Origin of the sequence: Herbiconiux sp. VKM Ac-2851 (genome assembly GCF_013205105.1) — a bacterium.
GTDB lineage: Bacteria > Actinomycetota > Actinomycetes > Actinomycetales > Microbacteriaceae > Herbiconiux > Herbiconiux flava.
On the sequence record NZ_JABMLJ010000002.1, the window covers coordinates 863,876 to 882,921 of the forward strand.

The 19,046-nt window shown below is 72.2% G+C and carries 20 protein-coding genes; 11 read left to right on the forward strand and 9 right to left on the reverse strand.

Annotated features, from left to right (window positions below; all coding sequences use genetic code 11):
- Positions 1 to 23: 23 nt before the first annotated feature.
- The 4 genes from purM to HQQ85_RS10735 all read left to right on the forward strand — a co-directional run bounded on the left by purM (position 24) and on the right by HQQ85_RS10735 (position 3,599).
- Positions 24 to 1,133 carry a phosphoribosylformylglycinamidine cyclo-ligase gene (gene purM / locus HQQ85_RS10720; RefSeq protein ID WP_173182477.1) on the forward strand — a complete coding sequence of 370 codons (1,110 nt, stop codon included), beginning with the start codon at positions 24 to 26 and terminating at the stop codon, positions 1,131 to 1,133.
- 89 nt (positions 1,134 to 1,222) lie between these two features.
- Positions 1,223 to 1,732, forward strand: coding sequence for a hypothetical protein (locus tag HQQ85_RS10725; protein WP_173182478.1), 510 nt, complete (start codon positions 1,223 to 1,225; stop codon positions 1,730 to 1,732).
- 91 nt (positions 1,733 to 1,823) lie between these two features.
- Entirely contained in the window at positions 1,824 to 3,251 is a 1,428-nt protein-coding gene (locus HQQ85_RS10730) for an amidase family protein (protein ID WP_173182479.1), read from the forward strand.
- A 9-nt stretch (positions 3,252 to 3,260) separates the two neighbouring features.
- The gene (locus HQQ85_RS10735; protein ID WP_173182480.1) at positions 3,261 to 3,599 is read left to right on the forward strand and encodes a hypothetical protein; all 339 of its coding nucleotides are present in this window, start codon (positions 3,261 to 3,263) and stop codon (positions 3,597 to 3,599) included.
- A gap of 3 nt (positions 3,600 to 3,602) precedes the next feature.
- Here the strand turns inward: HQQ85_RS10735 and HQQ85_RS10740 are convergent, their stop codons facing one another.
- The gene (locus HQQ85_RS10740) at positions 3,603 to 4,514 is read right to left on the reverse strand and encodes a DNA-3-methyladenine glycosylase (protein WP_216851621.1); all 912 of its coding nucleotides are present in this window, start codon (positions 4,512 to 4,514) and stop codon (positions 3,603 to 3,605) included.
- Between the two features lie 114 nt (positions 4,515 to 4,628).
- Here HQQ85_RS10740 and HQQ85_RS10745 point away from each other — a divergent pair, with 114 nt between their 5' ends.
- Together HQQ85_RS10745 and HQQ85_RS21660 are read left to right on the forward strand one after the other, a co-directional pair.
- The gene (locus HQQ85_RS10745; protein ID WP_173182481.1) at positions 4,629 to 4,871 is read left to right on the forward strand and encodes a response regulator; all 243 of its coding nucleotides are present in this window, start codon (positions 4,629 to 4,631) and stop codon (positions 4,869 to 4,871) included.
- A 90-nt stretch (positions 4,872 to 4,961) separates the two neighbouring features.
- The gene (locus HQQ85_RS21660; protein ID WP_173182482.1) at positions 4,962 to 6,008 is read left to right on the forward strand and encodes an isopenicillin N synthase family oxygenase; all 1,047 of its coding nucleotides are present in this window, start codon (positions 4,962 to 4,964) and stop codon (positions 6,006 to 6,008) included.
- Positions 6,009 to 6,040: 32 nt separating this feature from the next.
- On the opposite strand, the gene HQQ85_RS10755 is transcribed toward HQQ85_RS21660, so the two are convergent.
- Positions 6,041 to 6,841 (reverse strand): helix-turn-helix domain-containing protein, encoded by an 801-nt coding sequence (locus HQQ85_RS10755; RefSeq protein WP_173182483.1) that lies wholly within the window; start codon positions 6,839 to 6,841, stop codon positions 6,041 to 6,043.
- Positions 6,842 to 6,904: 63 nt separating this feature from the next.
- Here HQQ85_RS10755 and HQQ85_RS10760 point away from each other — a divergent pair, with 63 nt between their 5' ends.
- The 3 genes from HQQ85_RS10760 to HQQ85_RS10770 all read left to right on the forward strand — a co-directional run bounded on the left by HQQ85_RS10760 (position 6,905) and on the right by HQQ85_RS10770 (position 9,643).
- Positions 6,905 to 7,441, forward strand: a complete 537-nt coding sequence (locus HQQ85_RS10760) for a VOC family protein (protein WP_173182484.1) — start codon at positions 6,905 to 6,907, stop codon at positions 7,439 to 7,441.
- A 152-nt stretch (positions 7,442 to 7,593) separates the two neighbouring features.
- Entirely contained in the window at positions 7,594 to 8,637 is a 1,044-nt protein-coding gene (locus HQQ85_RS10765; RefSeq protein WP_173182485.1) for an NAD(P)-dependent alcohol dehydrogenase, read from the forward strand.
- 154 nt (positions 8,638 to 8,791) lie between these two features.
- A complete protein-coding gene (locus HQQ85_RS10770) occupies positions 8,792 to 9,643 on the forward strand; it encodes an alpha/beta fold hydrolase (RefSeq protein WP_173182486.1) in 852 nt (283 codons plus the stop codon).
- Positions 9,644 to 9,745: 102 nt separating this feature from the next.
- Here the strand turns inward: HQQ85_RS10770 and HQQ85_RS10775 are convergent, their stop codons facing one another.
- From HQQ85_RS10775 to purD, 3 genes are all read right to left on the reverse strand, one after another.
- Positions 9,746 to 10,450, reverse strand: coding sequence for an alpha/beta fold hydrolase (locus HQQ85_RS10775; RefSeq protein ID WP_173182487.1), 705 nt, complete (start codon positions 10,448 to 10,450; stop codon positions 9,746 to 9,748).
- A 171-nt stretch (positions 10,451 to 10,621) separates the two neighbouring features.
- Complete coding sequence (locus HQQ85_RS10780; RefSeq protein ID WP_173182488.1) at positions 10,622 to 11,518, reverse strand: phosphoribosylaminoimidazolesuccinocarboxamide synthase; 897 nt, start codon at positions 11,516 to 11,518, stop codon at positions 10,622 to 10,624.
- Positions 11,518 to 12,831 (reverse strand): phosphoribosylamine--glycine ligase, encoded by a 1,314-nt coding sequence (gene purD / locus HQQ85_RS10785; RefSeq protein WP_173182489.1) that lies wholly within the window; start codon positions 12,829 to 12,831, stop codon positions 11,518 to 11,520. Before purD ends, HQQ85_RS10780 begins: the two co-directional genes overlap by 1 nt.
- A gap of 54 nt (positions 12,832 to 12,885) precedes the next feature.
- On the opposite strand from purD, the gene HQQ85_RS10790 reads away from it, so the two are divergent.
- Together HQQ85_RS10790 and HQQ85_RS10795 are read left to right on the forward strand one after the other, a co-directional pair.
- The gene (locus HQQ85_RS10790) at positions 12,886 to 13,245 is read left to right on the forward strand and encodes a sterol carrier family protein (protein ID WP_173182490.1); all 360 of its coding nucleotides are present in this window, start codon (positions 12,886 to 12,888) and stop codon (positions 13,243 to 13,245) included.
- A gap of 59 nt (positions 13,246 to 13,304) precedes the next feature.
- Positions 13,305 to 13,673 (forward strand): hypothetical protein, encoded by a 369-nt coding sequence (locus HQQ85_RS10795; protein WP_216851622.1) that lies wholly within the window; start codon positions 13,305 to 13,307, stop codon positions 13,671 to 13,673.
- Between the two features lie 80 nt (positions 13,674 to 13,753).
- Here HQQ85_RS10795 and HQQ85_RS10800 read toward each other — a convergent pair whose 3' ends face one another.
- The 4 genes from HQQ85_RS10800 to HQQ85_RS10815 form a co-directional block, all read right to left on the reverse strand.
- A complete protein-coding gene (locus tag HQQ85_RS10800; RefSeq protein ID WP_173182491.1) occupies positions 13,754 to 13,981 on the reverse strand; it encodes a DUF3073 domain-containing protein in 228 nt (75 codons plus the stop codon).
- Positions 13,982 to 14,112: 131 nt separating this feature from the next.
- Entirely contained in the window at positions 14,113 to 16,146 is a 2,034-nt protein-coding gene (locus tag HQQ85_RS10805; RefSeq protein WP_371741849.1) for an APC family permease, read from the reverse strand.
- 104 nt (positions 16,147 to 16,250) lie between these two features.
- Positions 16,251 to 16,388 (reverse strand): hypothetical protein, encoded by a 138-nt coding sequence (locus tag HQQ85_RS10810; RefSeq protein WP_173182492.1) that lies wholly within the window; start codon positions 16,386 to 16,388, stop codon positions 16,251 to 16,253.
- 88 nt (positions 16,389 to 16,476) lie between these two features.
- Positions 16,477 to 18,996 (reverse strand): ATP-dependent DNA ligase, encoded by a 2,520-nt coding sequence (locus tag HQQ85_RS10815; protein WP_173182493.1) that lies wholly within the window; start codon positions 18,994 to 18,996, stop codon positions 16,477 to 16,479.
- Positions 18,997 to 19,046: the final 50 nt, after the last annotated feature.

Here is a 19,046-nt window from a genome sequence, read left to right on the forward strand (position 1 = left end):
CCCGGGCCTGGGAGAATGAGCGCATGAGCAACAGTTACGCCGCCGCCGGAGTCGACACCGAGGCGGGCGACCGCGCGGTCGAGCTGATGAAGGCGGCCGTGCAGCGCACCCACGGCCCCGAGGTGCTGGGCGGCGTGGGCGGGTTCGCCGGGATGTTCGACGTGTCGGCACTGAAGCAGTTCGAGCATCCGCTTCTCGCGACCTCGACCGACGGCGTCGGCACCAAGATCGCCATCGCGCAGGCCCTCGACAAGCACGACACCATCGGGCAGGACCTGGTGGGCATGGTCGTCGACGACATCGTCGTCGTGGGGGCGCGGCCGCTGTTCATGACCGACTACATCGCCTGCGGCAAGGTGGTGCCCGAGCGCATCGCCACGATCGTCGCGGGCATCGCCCGGGCCTGCTCGGAGACGGGCACGGCGCTCGTCGGGGGAGAGACGGCCGAGCATCCTGGGCTGATGGGCGACGACGACTACGACGTCGCGGGCGCCGCAGTGGGTGCCGTCGAGGCCGACGCGCTGCTCGGGGCCGAGCGGGTGCGAGACGGCGACGTGGTGCTCGCGCTGGAGTCGTCGGGGCTGCACTCGAACGGGTACTCGCTGGTGCGCAAGATCCTCGCCGATGCCTCGCTTGGCTACGCCGATCACTCGGCCGACTTCGGCGGGGTCGTCGGCGAGGTGCTGCTCGAGCCGACCCGGCTGTACTCGGGGCCGCTCGTGCGGGTGCTCGCGCAGCCGGCGCTCTCCGGCGCCATCCACTCGCTCTCGCACGTGACGGGAGGCGGCATCGCGGCGAACCTGGCGCGGGTGCTGCCGCGCGGCGCCTGGGTCGAGGTCGACCGCTCGACGTGGTCGCCGGCGCCGGTGTTCCGCGTGCTGTCCTCGCTCGCGGGCTCGACGCTGGAGTCGGCCGAGGGCACCTGGAACCTCGGCATCGGCTTCTTCGCCGTCGTCTCGGCGGGCTCGGCGGCGGCGGTCGCTGCGGCGATCGAGGCGGAGGGCATCCGCACCTGGCAGGTCGGCACGGTGTCGACGGCTGCGCGCGCCTTCGCGGCCTCCGACGGCTTCGAGCAGAACGCCAAGGGCGTCGACGGCGGCGCGGTGCGCCTCGTGGGCGCCTACGCCTCCTGACCGGCGCGCGGAGGCCGGACCGCCCGCCGAGTCCTGACCGGCACGGGGTAGTCCTGACCGGCGCCCGGAGTCCTGCCAGGATGGACTCCGTGACCCCCACTTCCCCTGCACCGCACGCCCGTGCCGGCGTCGACCGCCGCACCGCTCTGAGCATCGCCGCCTGGTCGGTGCCCGTGATCGCCGTCGCCGTGGCCACCCCGGCCTTCGCCGCCTCGAGCGGCGACCTCGGGGCGTTCACGCTCCGTGGATCGTGCGGCGTTCCGGGCGCCATCGGCCCCGGGTTCACGCTGACCGCGGCGACCGAGCCGTTGCCCGTCGGCACGGTGATCATCATCACCGGGTCGGGCGTCGGGAACATCGGCGTCTTCTCGGTCAGCGGAGGGCAGGCGACCGTGACGACGCTCTCGGGCACGTCGCGATACATCACCCTGACCGCCGCCCTGCCGGCCGGGGCGACGATGGCGTTCCGCTCGACCCTGTCGACCAGTGTCATGTTCCAGCTGAACGCGGTCGTGTCGCTGCCGGCCGGGTACACCGCGACGGGCGCGAAGACCGCGGCGAACGTCAACTCCGGCGCGCAGCTCTGCACGGCCAGCTGACCGTTCCCGGCGCCCGGGCGGGGCGGGTGGGACGGGCGGTGCGGGCGGGGCGCGAAACACGCGCGCAACGCGCGTGCGGCAGGATGGCGCGGTGGATGCTGCGCTGAACGAGTACGACGCCTACGACCTGCTGGGGGCGCTCCGGCGCCGGGAGGTGTCGGCCGTCGAGCTGGTCGACGAGCACCTCGCGCTGATCGGCCGGCAGAACCCCGGGCTCGTCGCGCTGGTGACCGTCGATGGCGAGGGCGCCAGGGCGCAGGCCGCCGAGATCGACCGCCGCCGTGAGGTGGGCGAGCCGCTCGGCCCGCTGGCCGGCCTGCCGGTCACGATCAAGGACTCCTTCGATGTGCGGGGCCTCCGCACCAGCCAGGGCCGGCTCAGCGACTCGCGGATGCCCGCCGACGACGCCCCGGCGGTGGCCCGCCTCCGCGGCGCCGACGCCGTGATGCTCGGCAAGAGCAACGTGCCGCTCCTCCTCGCCGACAGCCAGTCGGCCAACGACGACTTCGGACGCACCGCCAACCCGTGGGACCCCACCCGCACCCCCGGCGGCTCCTCCGGGGGATCGGCTGCGGCGGTGGCTGCGGGGTTCGCGGCCGGCGAGCTGGGCAGCGACCTCGCCGGCTCGATCCGCATCCCGGCCGCCTGGTGCGGCGTGTTCGGGCACCGGCCGAGCACGGGCACGGTGTCCAAGCGCGGGCACCTGCCCTGGCCGGGCGGCGGGATGCTCGAGCCCCCGCTCTCGGCGTCGGGCCCGCTCGCCCGCTCGGCACGCGACCTCGCGCTGCTGATGGACGTCGTCGCCGGCCCCGCCGAGCCGGAGGCCGAGGGGTGGCGCCTCGCGCTGCCGCCGTCCCGCGTGTCGGGCCTGGCCGGGACGCGTGTCGCGCTGTGGAGCGATCCGGAGCTGCCGGTCGACGCCGAGACGGCCGAGGCGATCAGTGCCTTCGCCGGTCGCCTCGAGGAGGCCGGCTGCGAGTTGGTGGGGCTCGAGCATCCGCCCGTCGCCGGGGCCGAGGCGCTGGAGTTCTTCGCCCTGCTGCAGCAGATCGAGCTGGCGAACACGGCGACGGATGCCCCTGACGACCCCCTTCCGGGCATCGGTGACGTGTGGCGGGCCTGGGAGAGGCAGCGGACGGTCACCGAGCGGTGGAGCGCGCTGTTCCGCGGGGCCGGGCGCCCGCACGGCGTCGACGTCGTGCTCGCCCCGATCGTGCCGACGACCGCCCCGGAGCATTCGGACGTGCCCGCCGCCCGGCGCACGATCGACCTGGACGGGCAGGCGCATCCGTCGTCGCTCGTGGGCGACTGGAGCCGCCTGGCCGCCATCGGACGGAACCCCGCCACGGCCGTCCCCGTCGGACTCGGCCGCCGCTCGGGTCTGCCCGTCGGCGCGCAGCTCGTCGGGCCGTACCTCGGTGACCGCACCACGCTCGCGGTGGCGGCGCTCGCCGAACGGGCCGGGCTGCTGCTGACCGAGCGGCCGCCGGCGCAGCCGCTGGAGGGCACTGCGGAGTAGCATTCCGGCATGGCGGTGCCGGTCAGCTCCCAGGAGGCCCTCGAGGCGCTCGACCTCGTGGTGGCCGAGCTCGGCGACCCGGGCATCGGCCGCTCGCGCATGATGGGCCGGCCGATCCTCACTCTCGCGGGCACGATGTTCGCGGTGCTGAACGGCGACGCGCTGGGGCTGAAGCTCGGCGCGGGCACACCCGCCTTCGCCGAGGCGCGGGCGGTCGAGGGTGCGGGGCTGCTCGACCCCGGCGGGAAGGGCCGCCCGTTCAAGGACTGGGTGGCGCTGCCGCTCGAGCACGTGGCGCTGTGGTCGCGATTCGCCGGCGACGCGCTCGAGGCGGTGCGCCCGCGCTGACGCCTACGAGTCCGCGTCGAGCGCCACCCGCAGCAGCAGGGTGACCCAGGTGCGGTACGGCGCCCACCCGGCCGAGAGCACGGCCAGCTCCTCGGGCGTCGGGGGCTCGGGCAGCCGGTAGGCGTGCTGCACCGCGAGCGCGAGCCGCCCCTCGTGCACCGGGGCGTGATCCGGGTCGCCGGCTCCCCGCAGCAGGATCAGCTCGGCCGAGAACGGCCCGATCCCCGGCAGCTCCTGCAGGGCGGCCAGCGCCTCCTCGCGGGGCATCGTCCGCAGGCGCGTGCTGTCGAGCACGTTCGCGGCCGCCGCCGACCCGAGTGCGCGCAGCCGCTCGACCTTCGGCCCGGGCAGCCCGCGGAACGACTCCAGCCCGGCGAGCACCCGCGGCGCCGGGAAGGCCTGCTGCGGCCGCCCGTCGACCACGACGGTCTCGCCGAGCTCCGCGGCCATCCGCTGCTTCAGGGCCGCCGCCTGCGTCATCCGCGTGCGCTGCCCGACGATCGCCCAGGCCGCCGCCTCGTACCACGACCAGAACGCCACGGGTCGAAGGCCCGGGTACCGCCGCTGCAGGGCGCCGACGACCGGGTCGCGCTCACCCACGTCGGCGAATCCGCTGCCGTCGACGTCGAGCGACAGGATGCGCGCCAGCTGCGCCGCGGCCGCCGAGAGTCCTTCCCGGCCGAGCGCGCGCTCCGCGAACACGCGCCCGCGCACCGTGCCGCCGTCGTCCTGGGTGACCGAGACGCCGACCGTGCGCCACGACTCCTCGAGCACGAAGGCGGCGTCGAGCGACTCGGCGCCCACCTCCTCCCGGGCGGCCGGCGTGAACCCCTCCAGAAAACGGATGCCCGCCGCCAGAGAGAAGGGCCCGCGCGGCTCGATCCGCACCGACCCCTGCACCCCGCTGTCGATCACCGCGACCCCCTCGCTCGCGACCAGTGTGCCCGAGCGCGGCCTGGCGCACACCGGATGCCCAGGCGACACCCAGACGGCGAGCGGCCGGCACGGGCATCCGGGTACCCTGGTCGCATGACTACACCCGCACTCGCGCACCTCTCCGGCGGCCCGCTCGACGACCAGACCATCCCGCTCGACGACGGAGCGCCCGAGGAGCTCGTGCTCCCCTACAGCGATGGCCAGGTCGTCTATTCGCTCGTCCCCGACGCCCCCGAGGCCGAGGGCCCCGCCACGGCGCAGTACCGCTTCCACGAGGTCTCCGAGATCCTGAACCAGGACGAGTACGACGAGATCCGTCCCGAGTCGAACCTCTGAGCGGCACCGCGCACGCGTAATACGCCCGTAACGGCGGGCCGCTAGCCTCGAGGTCCCGGGCTCCCGCGAGCCCCAGGCAGGAGGCCCGCCGTGACGTTCCAGGTACCCGTCGTCGACATCGCGCCCTACGTGGCGGGCGGCAGCGCCGAGGAGCGCGCCGCCGTCGCGCGGGCGATCGACGCCGCGTGCTCCGAGGTGGGATTCATCCAGATCCTCGGGCACGGCATCGACCCGGTGGTGCAGCAGGGGCTCGCCGACGCGCTCGACGAGTTCTTCGCCCTCGACCTCGAGACGAAGAAGACCTTCCGCACCCCGCCCGGCGTCAACCGCGGCTACTCCGCGCCGAAGTCCGAGTCGCTGAGCCTGAGCCTCGGCGTCGAGTCCGCCAGCCGCATGAACGACTTCTTCGAGGCCTTCAACGTCGGCGCGGCGCAGAGCGACTACCCGGATGTCGAGCTCGACGCCGAGAACTACGCCGAGAACGTCTGGCCGGGCTCCGCGGCGCCAGGCTTCGAGCCGCGCGTGCAGGCCTACTTCGCCGAGGCCCGCCGGGTGGCGAACACGATGACCGACATCTTCGCGGATGCCCTCGGCCTCCCCGAAGGCTTCTTCGACGCCTTCACGGGCCACTCGCTCGACGTGCTGCGGATGAACAACTACGCCCTCCCGCCCGGCACCGTCGACCTCGACGGCGAGCTCACCGGGATGGGCGAGCACACCGACTACGGCATCGTCACCGTGCTCTGGGCCGACCAGGTGCGCGGGCTGCAGGTGCTCGGCGCCGACGGCTCGTGGAACGACGTCAGCCCCGCCGACGACGCCCTGCTGATCAACCTCGGCGACCTCACCGCCCGCTGGACGAACGAGCGCTGGATGTCGACCCTGCACCGCGTGAAGCCCCCGATCGTCGACGGCACGATCGAGCGCCGGCGCTCGGCCGCGTTCTTCCATGACGGCGACGTCGACGCGGTGATCGCGACGCTGCCGTCGTGCGTCTCGGACGGGCATCCGAACCTCTACGAGCCCGTGACCGTCGGCGAGCACATCGCCGCGAAGCTCGCCGGGTCGCGGGCCGGGGTGAGCAACGCGGGGGCGGCGCGCGAGGCGGCCCGCGTCTTGGCGGCCGCGGCGCGCTGACCCGGCCGCGACGCGCTGATCCCGCGCCGCCGTCAGGGCGCGGCGCTGCGGCCGGCCCGCCGCGTCTCGTCGGGGGTCTCGCCGAGCACCGCGGCGTAGCGGCGCGAGAAGTGCGGGTAGTCGGTGAAGCCCAGCTCGGCGGCGAGCTCGCTGAGCGCGGTCTCCGGATGCGCGTGCAGCCGGGTCGCGGCCTCCTGCAGTCTGCGGCACTCGACCAGCCACTTCGGCCCGACGCCCACCCGCTCGTGGAGCAGCCGCTCGAGGGTGCGGAGCGACACCCCCGCGTGCTCGGCCAGCTCGGCGGCCCGGAGGATCGTGGCGTCCTCCTCCGCCCGCCGGCACACCGCGTTCACCAGCCCGCCGCGCTCGTCCACCCCGGCCGCGAGGGGCAGCAGCCAGCGGCGCAGCACCTCGACGAGGCCCTGACGGGTGCTCTCGGCGGGCGCCTCCGTCAGCAGCGCCCGCACCTCGCGCTGCGGACCCCCGGTATAGGGGAGCTCCCGCCCGACGGCGTCCGCCGGCGGGTCGTCGGAGAGCAGCACCGCGGCAGCAGGGCGGAAGAGCACGCCGACCGCCCAGCCCGCTCCCGTCAGCCGCTGCACCGACAGCCGCGGATCGGGCCCCGCGAGCACCGCGCGGTGCGGCTCGACGACGACGTTCACCGCCGGGTAGCTCAGCACCCGCTGCGGCAGCTCCATCCCGTCCGCGAGGCTCCAGCGCACCACCCAGACGTGACGCACGAGCTCGCCGAGACCGGGGCCGAGCTCGAAGCGGTCGAAGGCGACCCCGGCCGCCCCGGGGTTCAGGTGCCCCTTCGAGTGCGGCTCGGGCATCCGGCCCCCCTCATGTCGCGCTTGTACAAGACGCGGCCGGGCCGCTGTTCCTAGCATGGCGGCATGAGCGATGAGACGACCACCCCGACCCCCACCCCGACCGCTGCGACCGGCGTGCACACGACCGACGGCCTGCCGCACGGCTCCACGTCCCTCACCCCGCACCTCGTCGTCTCGCCCGGGGAGGCCGCGCTGGCGTTCTATCGCGACGTGCTCGGCGCGCGGGTCGTCGACGTCACCCGTTTCCCGACGGCCGACGGCGCCGAGCTCGTCGCCCACGCCGTGCTCGACTTCGGCACCGGGCAGCTCACCCTGAGCGACGCCCTGCCCGACTACGGCCTCGTCGCTCCCGACCCGGCCACGGGATCGTCGTTCTCGCTCGCGCTCTACCGGCCCGACGTCGACGCGGTGGCCGCCCGGGCGGAGGCGGCCGGGGCGGTCGTGCGCGAGCATCCGGCGACCTTCGTCTCGGGAGACCGCTTCGCGTCGATCGTCGACCCGTTCGGGGTGCGCTGGTCGATCATGACCCGCGTCGAGGACCTCTCGCCCGAGGAGAGCGCGCGCCGCGTCGCGGAGTGGGCCGCCACGCAGTCGGCCTGAGCATCCGGCGCGGATCTCGACGCGCGAGGCGGCGCCTGTCGTCGCGGCGGCGAGCCTGCGCCCGCTGAGGGGTCACGGCAGACACCCCATCAGGCGCGCGGGGGCCTGGCGAGCGTGACAAGCTGGAAGGGCCATACCCGAACAGGAGACCCATGCTGACCGTCAACGCCTACGCCGCCCCCTCTGCCACCGAGCCGCTCGTCAAGACCACCATCGAACGCCGCGACCTCGGCGCGAACGACGTGCTGATCGAGATCGCCTACTCCGGCATCTGCCACTCCGACATCCACACCGTGCGCGGCGACTGGGGCCCCCAGCAGTACCCGCTCACCGTCGGCCACGAGATCGTCGGAACGGTCACCGAGGTCGGCTCCGACGTCACCCTGCACCAGGTCGGCGACCGCGTCGGCGTCGGCTGCATGGTGAACTCGTGCCGCGAGTGCGAGAACTGCCTCGCCGGCCACCAGCAGTACTGCCTGAAGGGCAACACCGGAACCTACGCGAGCGTCGACCGCGACGGCACCATCACGCAGGGCGGCTACTCCACCCACGTCGTGGTCGTCGAGGACTTCGTGCTGCGCGTGCCCGAGTCGATCCCGTTCGAGAAGGCCGCGCCGCTGCTCTGCGCCGGCATCACGACCTACTCGCCGCTCAGCCACTGGAACGCCGGCCCCGGCAAGCGCGTCGCCGTCGTCGGCCTCGGCGGGCTCGGCCACATGGCCGTGAAGATCGCCCACGCGATGGGCGCCGAGGTCACCGTGCTCTCGCAGACCCTGAGCAAGAAGGACGACGGGCTGAAGCTCGGCGCCGACCACTACTACGCCACGAAGGACGAGGCGACCTTCCGCGACCTGAAGAACTCCTTCGACCTGATCATCAACACGGTCAGCGCGGTCATCGACCTCGACGCCTACCTCTCGCTGCTCGCGCTCGACGGCACCATGGTGAACGTCGGCGCACCTGGCCAGGCCCTGCCGCTGCACGTGTTCACGCTGTTCGGCAACCGCCGCTCCTTCGCGGGGTCGGGCATCGGCAGCATCGGCGAGACCCAGGAGATGCTCGACTTCTGCGCCGAGCACGGCATCGCGCCCGAGACCGAGCTGATCTCGGCCGACTACATCAACGAGGCCTACGAGCGCGTGCTGAACTCCGACGTGCGCTACCGCTTCGTGATCGACGCCTCGACGTTCGCGTAGCCCGGGTCGCCCGCGCCTCGACCAGGGGGTGGCCGCTCCGCCTCCGTGTCTCCCACCTTCTGCCCGCTCTGGCGCCCCGCGCGCCGAGCGGGCAGAGTGGTCTGACGGATGCGCCCGCCCGGGTCGCGCCCACGACACGAGAGCGGGGTGGCTCATGGGCCGGGTCGGCGATCTGATCGAGGGGCTGCGCGAGGGCCTGCACGACCCGAAGGCGCCACTGCTGCACGTGGCGATCGACACCGGCGAACCGTCGGTCGAGCATCCGGGGCCCGTCGTCGTGATGGTGCACGGCATCGCCTCGAGCGCGGCCACCTTCCACTTCGTCGTTCCGCTGGTCGAGCCGCAGCAGCGCGTGATCGCCATCGAGCTGCTCGGCTTCGGCGGCAGCCCGCAGCCCGAGGGTGCCGAGTACACGCTCGAGGAGCACGTGGCCGCGCTGGCGCGCACCATCCGCTCGCTGCATCTCGCCGAGCCGTTCGTGCTGGTGGGCCATTCGCTCGGCTGCCTGATCGGCGCACGCTACGCCGCGACCCACCTCGAGCACGTCTCGAAGCTCGTGCTGGTGAGCCCGCCCGTGTACCTCTCGCCGGCCGAGATCGGCGACCCGCGGGTGCGGCTGCGGATGGCGGGCTACCTGCAGGCGTACCAGTTCTTCCGCGCGAACAAGGACTTCACGATCGCGCGGGCCGCCGTCGTGTCGAAGCTGCTGCCGGTGGAGCACGTGATGGAGATCACCGAGCAGAACTGGACGCCGTTCGTGAAGTCGCTCGAGCACTGCATCGAGTCGCAGACGGTGATCAGCGACCTCGCCCGGGTCGAGCGGCCGATCGAGGTGGTCTACGGGCGGCTCGACGAGTTCCTCGTGCCGGGCAACCTGGCGATCATCGAGCGGATGCGCGGGGTCACCACGCACGTCGTCGCCGCCAGCGACCACATGATCCGCAAGCCCATGGCCCGCGTCGTGGCGGCCGCCATCGCGTCGCCCCCGACCCCTCCCGCCGACTGACGCCGCCCCGCGGCCGACCGGCGACCGCCCTGGCGCGCGTTGCGGCTGGCGGGCGGCGCAGATGAGGCGCGGGCGCCCTGGCCGGCAGGCGCGCGGCGCGGCTCAGGCGCGGGCGGACTCCGCGAGGGCCGCGGCGAGGTCGGCCGGGCGGGTGAACTGGGGCCAGTGGCCCGTGGGGAGCTCGACGACCGTGAGCGACTCCAGGTGCGGCAGCTCGGCGAAGTAGGGATGGCCGGCCGCGAGGTAGCCGTCGAGCTCCTCACGGGTGAAGGTGCTCGCGACCAGGGTGACCGGAACGGCGTAGCGGCGCGGGTCGTGCAGCCGCTGCGGATCGCGCGCCACGTGCACCGGCTGCGGGATCGCGATGCGCCGGAACCACGCCCGCAGGTCGTCGGTCAGCCCCCGGAGGTCGGCCTCGCCGAACTCGCCCCAGCCGGGCAGCGGCACCTCGTCGCCCACCGCCTCCAGCTCCTCGTTGATCGCGACGCCGTCGGCGGTCGGCCAGCTGTCCACGTACACCGCCCGCCGGATGCGCTCGGGCCGCGCATCCACCACCGCGTGGATGATCGACCCGCCGCCCGAGTGCCCCACCAGCACGATCTCGCGCGAGGCGTCGACCGAGTCGACGAGCGCCACCACCTCGGCGATCTGCGACGCCAGGGTGACGCCGCTGCGATCGTCGTCGACCGAGTGCAGCCCGGCGAGCGTGGGCGTGTGCACGGTGAAGCCGGCGTCGCGCAGCCCGGGCTCCACATCGTTCCACGAGTCGCCGTTCAGCCAGAAGCCGGGGATGAGGATGAGGTCCATGCAGCGACGCTACGCCCCGCCACCGACACCGGGAACCCCCCGCCGCCGGGCCCGCATGTCGGCACGGGAGGAGAATCAGGCCGTCGACCGGTATATAGGCCCGAGGGCCGCATTCTCCTCCCGTACCGACATGCGCCGCCAGCGCTGGGTGGCCGGGGATGCCGGCGGCGGCTAGGCCGTGAGGCGCTGCAGAAGCTCCGCGTAGCGGGCCGCCGTGCGCTCCACGATCTCCTGCGGCAGCGTCGGCGGCGGCCCCACCTGGTCCCAGTTCGCCGCGAGCCAGTTGCGCACGATCTGCTTGTCGAAGCTCGCGGTGCGCTCGCCCGAGTCGTAGGCCGCTGCGTCCCAGTAGCGCGACGAGTCGCTCGTCAGCACCTCGTCGGCCAGCGTGATCGCGCCGGTCTCGGGATCGCGCCCGAACTCGAACTTCGTGTCGGCGAGGATGACCCCCCGCGCCTCGGCGATCGCCGCCGCCCGCTCGTAGATCTCGAGCGACAGCTCCCGCAGCGCGGTCGCGTCAGACAGCCCGATCAGCTCGACCGTGCGCTCGAAGCTGATGTTCTCGTCGTGCTCACCGAGCGGCGCCTTGTAGGCCGGCGTGTAGATCGGCTGCGGCAGCCGGTCGCCGTCGTGCAGCCCGGCGGGCAGCGCGAGGCCGCAGACGCTCTGCGACGCCTGGTACTCCTTCCAGCCGCTGCCCGAGAGGTACCCGCGCACGACGCACTCCACCGGGAACATCTCGAGCGACTTCACCACCATCGACCGCGCCTCGAGCTCCGCGGGCACCGGCGGCAGCCCGTCCCGTACGGCCACGAGGTGGTTCGGCACGGTGCGCAGCTGATGGAACCACCAGCGGCTCAGCTCGGTGAGCAGCTCGCCCTTGCCGTGGATGCCCGGCTCCAGCACGTGGTCGAACGCGCTCACGCGATCGCTCGCGACCACGAGCAGCGCGGCGGGACGAGCATCCTGAATCGTGTCGTCGGGCACGAACAGGTCGCGCACCTTGCCGCTGTAGACGTGCCGCCAGCCGGGCGCGACGGGGGCGGCTGCGCTGCTCAGCGAGGCCATCAGCGCACCTCCTCGGCGACGCGGGCTGCGATGTCACGGCGGTACTGCGACCCCTCGAGACGGATGCCCTCCAGCACCCCGTACACGCGATCGCGCGCCACGGCGAACGAGGGCGCTGTCGCGACCACGTTCAGCACCCGCCCGCCGGTGGCTCGCAGGACGGGGCGACCCTCCGCATCCGTCACCTCGTCGAGCTCGGTGGCCGCGTGCAGCACGCTCACGCCTTCGACGCCGACGGCGCCCTCGAGGCCCGTGATGCGGCGGCCGGTGACCGGCGAGCCGGGATAGTTCTCGCTGGCGAGCACGACGGTGACCGCGACCTCGTCGGAGAAGACGGGACGCGGCTGCGCCTCGAGCGTTCCCGTCGAGGCGGCGAACAGCAGGGTGCTGAGCGGCGTCTCGAGCCGGGGCAGCACGACCTGCGTCTCGGGGTCGCCGAAGCGCGCGTTGAACTCGATCACGCGGATGCCGCGCGGCGTGAGGATGAGGCCGCAGTAGAGCAGACCGATGAAGGGCGTGTCTTCGGACGCGAGCTGCCGCACGGTCGGCAGCGCGATCGTCTCGATCACCTCGTCGACGAACGCGGTCTCGGTGCCGAAGCGGTCGGCGAGCCAGGGCAGCGGCGAGTAGGCGCCCATGCCGCCGGTGTTGGGCCCCTCGTCGCCGTCGCCGAGGCGCTTGTAGTCCTGCGCGGGGGAGAGGGGCGCGACCGAGCGGCCGTCGGAGAGCAGGAAGAGCGAGACCTCCTCGCCGTCGAGGAACTCCTCGATCAGCACGTCGCCGTGCTGCAGCCAGTGCCGGGCGTGCGCGGTGGCCGCCTCGAGGTCGCTGGTGACGAGCACGCCCTTGCCGGCGGCGAGACCGTCGGCCTTGACCACGTAGGGGGCGCCGAAGGCGGCGAGAGCGGCTTCGGCCTCGGCCAGCGTCGAGGCGGTGGTGGCGCCGCCCGTGGGCACGCCCGCCTCCTCCATCACGCGCTTCGCGAACGCCTTGCTGCCCTCGAGCGCGGCGGCGGCGCGGCCGGGCCCGAAGACGGGGATGCCTCGCGTGCGCAGCGCGTCGGCCACCCCGGCGACCAGCGGTGCCTCGGGCCCGATCACGACGAACTGCACGTCGTTCTCGAGCACGTACGTCGTGACCGCCTGCGGGTCGTTCGCGTCGAGGTCGACGACCGGCACGTCGGCCGCGATGCCGGCGTTGCCCGGGGCGGCCACGATGTCGTGCGCCCCGCCCTCCGGCCCGTCGCCCTCGCGCCGCAGCGCCGTGATGATGGCGTGCTCGCGCGCGCCGGAGCCGAGTACGAGGATCTTCACGCCCACAGCCTACCGAGCGCCACCGACGGCCGCGGGGCGGGCTAGCGTGGAGGCATGGGCAAGGCACGCATTCCGGACGAGGTGGGGTCGGCGGCCGTCACGGCGGCCACGGGCGACTTCGAGGCGGCGAGCAGAGACATCCGCGCATCCGCTGTTCGCTGGCTGCTGCAGCGGCTCGCCGACGAGGCACCGGGCAACTCGGTCGAGGTGCGCGTGCCGCCGTTCGGTGCGGTGCAGTGCATCGAGGGGCCGGGCCACACCCGGGGCACCCCGCCGAACGTGGTCGAGATGGATGCTCGTACCTGGCTGCAGCTCGCCACCGGAACGCTCGCGTGGGCCGACGGGCTCGCGGCCGCGCGCATCCACGCCTCGGGGCAGCGGGCCGACCTGTCGGCGCACGTGCCGGTGCGCTGACCGTTCTCAGATCTGCTGTTTCGCGCCCCGCGTCCAGCCGGGTGGGGGACAATGGAGGGGTGAGTCAGCAGCCCGACGACAGCACCGCATCCGCCCGACCCGCCGAGTCCTCGGTGAAGGTGCGGCGCGCACCGCGGTACTACCGCTTCATGCTGGTGGGGCTCGTGCTCGGCGTGGTCGTGGCGCTCATCCTCACGTTCGCGTTCCCCGAGTCGGAGCAGTTCACGCAGCTGCAGGTGTTCGGCTTCCTCGCCATCTTCCTCGCGGCCGTGTTCGTGGCGCTCGGGGCGCTGGTGGCCATCCTGCTCGACCGGGGCAGCTCGAGGCGGGCGCGCACCGTCGCGGCGGAGTACGAGGAGCACGACGCTCCGGAGCCCGGCGACGACGTGGAGTTCGTGCAGGTGCGCGACGAGGGACCTCGGGCGTAGCTGCTCGGCCCGTTCACAACCGGCCGCAACAACACAGAAGGCCCGACTCGCGTCGGGCCTTCTGTCACGTCTGCAGCGGTCTAGGCGCGCTTCTGCTCGTCGGTCGGCTCGAACGGCGTCGGCTCGAAGGCGGCCGGCTCGAACGCGTCGTCGGAGTCGTCGTCCTCCTCGACCCACTTGGAGTAGTCGGGCTCACCGGCTTTGCCCGTGAGTTCGCGTTCCAGCGCCGAATAGTTCGTGTCGGGGCTGAAGTACTTCAGCTCGCGAGCGACCTTCGTGTGCTTGGCTTTCTGACGGCCACGCCCCATGCGAGACCCCCTCACGAATCGGGCCGGGGGCACTGCCACCGGATGAGACGAATAATCTACGAAATCGAGTGTGAGTTTAGCACGCAGGGATCACCCATCCGGGCGAGCGACGGGTGCCGTCCAGCCGAAGCTCAGCCGCGCATCCGCTTGTGGGCCGTCGGCTCACCGGCGTGGGGACGGCGGGGAACCGGGCGCACGGGCTCGCCGCGGCGCTCCTGGCCGGGCAGCGGGCGCGAACGGCGGCCGTAGAGCAGCTCGGAGGAGTCGAGCAGCCACGGCACGAGGGCGATCGTCACGCCGTGCACGAGCATCAGCTTCTTGCGGATGCGGCGGGCCTTGTGGTTGTGCAGCATCGACTCCCACCAGTGGCCCACGATGTAGATCGGCGTGTAGACGGTGACGACCTCGGAGCCGTGCTCGGCGCGGTGCTTCATGATGTACTTCGCCAGCGGCACGGCGACGTCGCGGTAGGGCGACTCGATGATGTTGAGCGGCACCTCGATGTTCATGTTCTGCCAGTCCTCCTCGAGCTGCGAGGTCTGCTCCTCGTCGATCGAGAGGTGCACCGCCTCGATCGAGTCGTGGCGGGCGGCGATCGCGTAGTCGAGGGCTTTCAGCACCGGCTTCTGCATGCGGCCGACCAGAACGATCGCGTGGTCGCCCGAGGAGCCGAAGGTGGTGGTCGGGTCGACCTCCACCTCCTTGTTCACGTCGCGGTAGTAGCGGTTCACGCCCATCATCAGGATGAACAGGATCGGCATGATCGCGAACACGAGCCAGGCGCCGTGGGTGAACTTGGTGATCGTGACGACGATCAGCACCACCGCGGTGAACACGGCGCCGACGGCGTTGATCGCGAGGGAGCGGTAGACGGCGCCGCGGTCCGCGCATCCGTTCTTCAGCATCGTCAGCCAGTGCTTCACCATGCCCGTCTGGCCGAGCGTGAAGGAGACGAAGACGCCGATGATGTAGAGCTGGATGAGCTGCGTGAGGCTGGCCTGGTAGACCACGAGAATGGCGGTCGCGGCCAGCGCCAGCAGGATCATGCCGTTGGAGAAGACGAGCCGGTCGCCGCGGGTCAGCATGGCCTTGGGGGCGTAGGCGTCCTTCGCGAGCACCGAGCCGAGCAGCGGGAAGCCGTTGAACGCCGTGTTGGCCGCGAGCAGCAGCACGGCGGCGGTGGCCGCCTGGATGATGAAGAACAGGATCGAGTTGTTGCCGAAGGTGGCGGCGGCGACCTGCGCCATGAGGCTTCGCTGCGGAGTCGTGGCGCAGTCAGCGAAGCCGATCAGGTGGCAGGCGTTCTCGGCGTAGTGCACGTTCGAGATCAGCGCGAGGGCGGTGAGGCCGGCGAACAGGCAGATGGCGATCGAGCCCATCAGCACCAGCGTGCGCTGCGCGTTCTTGATCTTGGGCGTGCGGAAGGCCGGCACGCCGTTGGAGATCGCCTCGACACCGGTGAGGGCCGAGCATCCGCTCGAGAAGGCGCGGAGCAGCAGGAGCACCATCGCCGCCTGCGTGAGCTGCTCGGCCTTCACATCGAAGCCGGCGGACTCGGAGACGGGGGCGTCGCCGGCGGCCGTGCGGATGAGGCCGGTGACGATCATCAGGGCGACGCTGCCCACGAAGATGTAGGTCGGGATGGCGAAGGCCTTGCTCGACTCGCGCACCCCGCGGAGGTTCACCGCCATCAGCAGGATGACGAAGCCGACCGCGAGCTCGACCCGGAAGGGGTTCAGCTGCGGGATGGCGCTGATGATGTTGTCGACGCCCGACGCGACCGACACGGCGACCGTGAGCACGTAGTCGACGAGCAGGGCGGAGGCGACCACGAGGCCGGCCTTCTCGCCGAGGTTCTTGTGGGCGACCTCGTAGTCGCCGCCGCCGCTCGGGTAGGCCTTCACGAGCTGGCGGTAGGAGGCCACCACGACCACGAGCAGCAGGATGACCGCCGCCGCAACCCAGGGGGCCAGGGTGAGGAAGGAGAGGCCGCCGATGAGCAGGATCATCAGCAGCTCCTGCGGCGCATACGCCACGGAGGAGAGCGGGTCACTCGCGAAAATGGGTAGGGCGAGCCGCTTGGGCAGGAGCTGGCCGTCGAGCTTGTCGCTCGGGAGCGGATCTCCGATCAGCCAGCGTTTCGCCGAGCGGGTTTCATTGACCACGAGTGAGAACACTACTCGCGGGCAACCCACTGTCAAGTCGGGGGAGGGGCGGGATATTCCCGCCCCTCGTTCTCCGTCTTTTTCGGCGGGTCTGAGAGGTGCGTCTACTCGTCGCCGGGGATGACGCTGTCGGTGTACTCGCCCGACTCCGGCTCGGGCTCGATGACGTTCTCCTTGTCGGTGTCGGTGTACTCGCCGTCGCGCTCGCCGCGTGCCTCGTGCTTGTCGTGCTTCTCGGTCATGAGATCCTCCTCGATTGTCTGGCCTTGAATCTGTCGTGAAGCTATCACTCCGCCTGGGCGCTGGCCAGGGATCCGCACGAACGTGCAGTCAGCCCTCGCGGGTCACCTCTGCCGGGGACTTGTCGGGGCGGAAGCCGCGCCAGGACGGCTGGCGCAGGCGGTCGGTCGACGTCCACTCGGCGAAGGAGACCTCGCCGACGAGCGAAGGCGTGACCCAGACGGCGTCCCGCGCATCCGCTGCGGGCACGTCGGCGAAGGGGGAGGTCTTCCGGCTGAGGCGGGCGAGGCGTTCGGCGATCGCGGTGAGGTCGCGGTCGGAGAAGCCGGTGCCCACGCGGCCGACGTAGCGCAGGGTGCCGTCGGCATCGGGAACCCCCATGAGCAGCGAGCCGATCTGCGCGGCGCGGCGGCCCTGGCCGGGTCGCCAGCCGCCGATCACGACCTCTTGCGCGAGGTGATGCTTGAGCTTCAGCCAGGCGCGCGAGCGGGTGGTCGAGTAGGTGCTGTCGCGCCGTTTGGCCATCACGCCCTCGAGGCCGAGGGTGCGGCTCGCGTCGAGCGCGTGCTGGAGGTCGCCGTCGAACGCGGGCGGGAGGTGGAGGGGGCCCTCGTCGGCGGGCAGGGTGTCGGCGAGCATCCGTCGCCGTTCGTCGTACGTCTCCTTCACGAGGGAGGAGCCGTCGAGCTCGAGCAGGTCGAAGACCATCAGGTCGACCGCGACCTGGGTGCGGGCCGCCGCGACGTCACGGGGCTTGGTCAGGCCCATGCGCTGCTGCAGGCGGCCGAAGCTCGGGCGGCCGGCCTTGTCGAGGGCGACGATCTCGCCGTCGAGCACTAGCGAGCGGTCGGGGAAAAGGGCGGCGAGGGCGTCGGTCAGCTCGGGGTAGGCGGGGGTGACGTCGTTGCCGTTCCGGGTGTGCAGCGTGACGGTTCCGCGGTCGACGCGAGCGATGGCGCGGATGCCGTCCCACTTCATCTCGAACGCGTAGGCGTCCTCGTCCTCTTCCACGTCGGCAGGGGTCGCCAGGGTGGCGAGCATCGGCTTGATGGTCTTGCTCGCGGCCGACGCGCGAGAGGGGGTGGCGGATGCTCGCGTCGGCGCCTTCCGTGGCGAGCCCGTCTCCGCCGAGTCGTCGTCCTTCGGGAGCATCCGGTGAATCAGCCAGTTGTGCTTCCCCGAGTCCCCGCGCCCGGTGTGGATCAGCACCACCTTCCGCGGGTCACCCAGCCCGCCCGACGGCTGACCGTGCAGCGTGACGATGATCTCTTTGCCGTCGCGCCACTTCTCGAGCTCGTACGTCCCGAGGTCCCAGATCGTGACAGTTCCGGCGCCGTATTCTCCGGCGGGAATACTTCCCTCGAAGGTGCCGTACTCGAGCGGGTGGTCCTCGGTCTGCACGGCGAGATGGTTCTGGCCCGGGTCGTCGGGCACGCCCTTCGGCAGCGCCCAGGAGACGAGGACGCCGTCGTGCTCGAGCCGGAAGTCCCAGTGCAGGCGTCTCGCGTGGTGCTCCTGCACGACGAAGCTGCGGCCGTCGGTCGAGACCGGGGCAGCGGCCGGGACGGGCTCGGGGGTCTTCGCCTGGTCGCGCTTGGCACGGTAGGTGGTGAGGCGGTCGGTGCCGGAAGAGGCGGCGGGATGCGCATCCGCCTGATCATCGGCCCCTCTGTTCGAATGCCATTCACCCGCCGGCGCCTCAACCGCGCCAGGGGCATCGGCGCTCTCGGCGAGCGGGTCGTCACGCTTCTTCATGCGGGCGAGCACCTCGTCGAGCTCGAGGTGCCTGAGGTTCTTCGACGCGAGCTCGCGCCAGGTGCGCGGCACGGCGACCGTCGGCCGCGACCGCCCGCGCAGCGAGTACGGGCAGATCGTCGTCTTGTTGCCGTTGTTCTGGCTCCAGTCGACGAGCACCTTGCCGGTGCGGAGCGACTTCTTCATGTCGCTGACCACGAGCTCCGGATGATCGGCCTCCAGTGCTCGCGCCAGCTCGTGCGCGACGGCCGAGACCTCGTCGCTAGTCTGCGAGCCGTCGAGCGCGGCATAGAGGTGGATGCCCTTGCTGCCGCTCGTCACCGGCACCGGGTCGAGCCCCATGCCCGTGAGGATCGTCCGCGCCAGCTTCGCCACCTCGACGCACTCGGGCAGCCCGGCGCCCTCGCCCGGGTCGAGGTCGATCACGAAGCGGTCGGGGTTCTTGCGGCGGCCGTGCGCATCCACCCGCCACTGCGGCACGTGGATCTCGAGCGCCGCGATCTGCGCCAGCCAGGCCAGTGTGGCCGCATTGTTCACCAGCGGGTAGGTGTTGACGTGGTCGGAGTGCTGGACGTCGACCCGCTTCACCCAGTCGGGGGTGCCCTCGTCGAGGTTCTTCTGGAAGAACACCTGACCCGGATGCTCGTCGCTGCCCACCCCGTGCACCCAGCGCTTGCGCGTGGCCGGCCGGTTGCGGGAGTGCGGGATGAGCACGGTCGCGATCTCGGCGTAGTACCGCAGGACATCCGCCTTCGTGGTGCCCGTCTCGGGGTACAGCACCTTGTCGAGATTGGAGATGCGCAGGCGGTGACCGCCCACCGTCACGGTCTGCTCGTTCGCGCTCGACGCCGCCATGGCTCCATCCTGCTCTGCGCGGCTCTAGCCGGAAAGGCCCGATCCACGGT